At 63.2% G+C, this 1,336-nt stretch carries 1 protein-coding gene; it reads right to left on the bottom strand.

Annotated elements, in window-relative coordinates:
- A partial coding sequence (locus P3T43_RS35655) for an NAD(P)(+) transhydrogenase (Re/Si-specific) subunit beta (protein ID WP_429285669.1) occupies window positions 1-1,336 on the bottom strand: 1,336 nt, incomplete at both ends.

The following is a 1,336-nucleotide window of genomic DNA, read 5'->3' as shown; positions in this document are numbered from 1 at the left end:
TCGACCGACTTCACCATATCCTCGATCACCTTCTTCGCATCGCCGAAGACCATCATGGTCTTGTCCATGTAGAAGAGATCGTTGTCGAGCCCCGCGTAGCCGGCTGCCATCGAACGCTTGTTGACGATCACCGTGCGCGCCTTGTACGCCTCGATGATCGGCATGCCGGCAATCGGCGACTTCGGATCGTTCTTCGCCGCCGGATTCACCACGTCGTTCGCACCGAGCACCAGCACGACGTCGACCTGACCGAACTCGCTGTTGATGTCCTCCATCTCGAAGACCATGTCGTAGGACACTTCGGCCTCGGCCAACAGCACGTTCATGTGCCCCGGCATCCGTCCGGCCACCGGATGGATCGCATAGCGCACGTCGATGCCCTTCTCGGTCAGCTTGTCGGTGAGCTCCTTCAGAGCATGCTGGGCGCGGGCGACGGCCAGACCATAGCCCGGCACGATCACCACCGTTTCCGCGTTGCCGAGCATGAACGACGCGTCCTCGGCCGAGCCCGACTTGACCGGCCGCTGCTCCTGCGCACCACCCGCAGCCGCTCCGCCCGCCTCGGCGCCAAAGCCGCCCAGCAGCACGTTGAAGAACGAGCGGTTCATCGCGTGACACATGATGTACGACAGGATCGCGCCGGACGAACCCACCAGCGAACCGGCGATGATCAGCATCGGATTGTTCAGCGAGAAGCCGATGCCCGCCGCCGCCCAGCCCGAGTACGAATTGAGCATCGACACGACCACCGGCATATCCGCGCCGCCGATCGGAATGATGATCAGCACCCCGAGCGCAAATGCGATCAGCGTCATGATGATGAACGGCAGCCACGATTGCGTGAGAAAGAAGATCACGCCGAAGCCGAGCATGCCGAGCGCGAGGAACAGGTTGATCAGGTGCTGTCCACCGTACACGACCGGTGCGCCCTGAAACAGCCGGAACTTGTACTTGCCGGAGAGCTTGCCGAACGCGATCACCGACCCGGAGAACGTAATCGCACCAACGAACGTGCCGATGAAAAGCTCGATGCGGTTGCCGTACGGCAGGAACCCCGGAATCGGATTGTCCGGATCGACGAGCCCGAACGCCGACGGCTCCGACACCACCGCATAGGCTATACACACCGCCGCCAGACCGATCAGCGAGTGCATGGCGGCGACCAGTTCCGGCATCTTGGTCATCTCGACGCGCGCCGCGACGAACGCCCCGATCGCCCCGCCGACCACCAGCGCCGCAAACAGCAGTCCCAGACCCAGCCCGAGATTCGAACCGAGCGCGGCGGCCTGCTTGAGGATCAGCGCGATGGTGGTGAGGATCGCAATCGCCATCCCCG

This window comes from Paraburkholderia sp. GAS41 (genome assembly GCF_050436545.1).
Lineage (GTDB): Bacteria > Pseudomonadota > Gammaproteobacteria > Burkholderiales > Burkholderiaceae > Paraburkholderia.
Note: the sequence above shows the minus strand (reverse complement) of the source record. Positions and strands in the feature narration are given on the sequence as shown.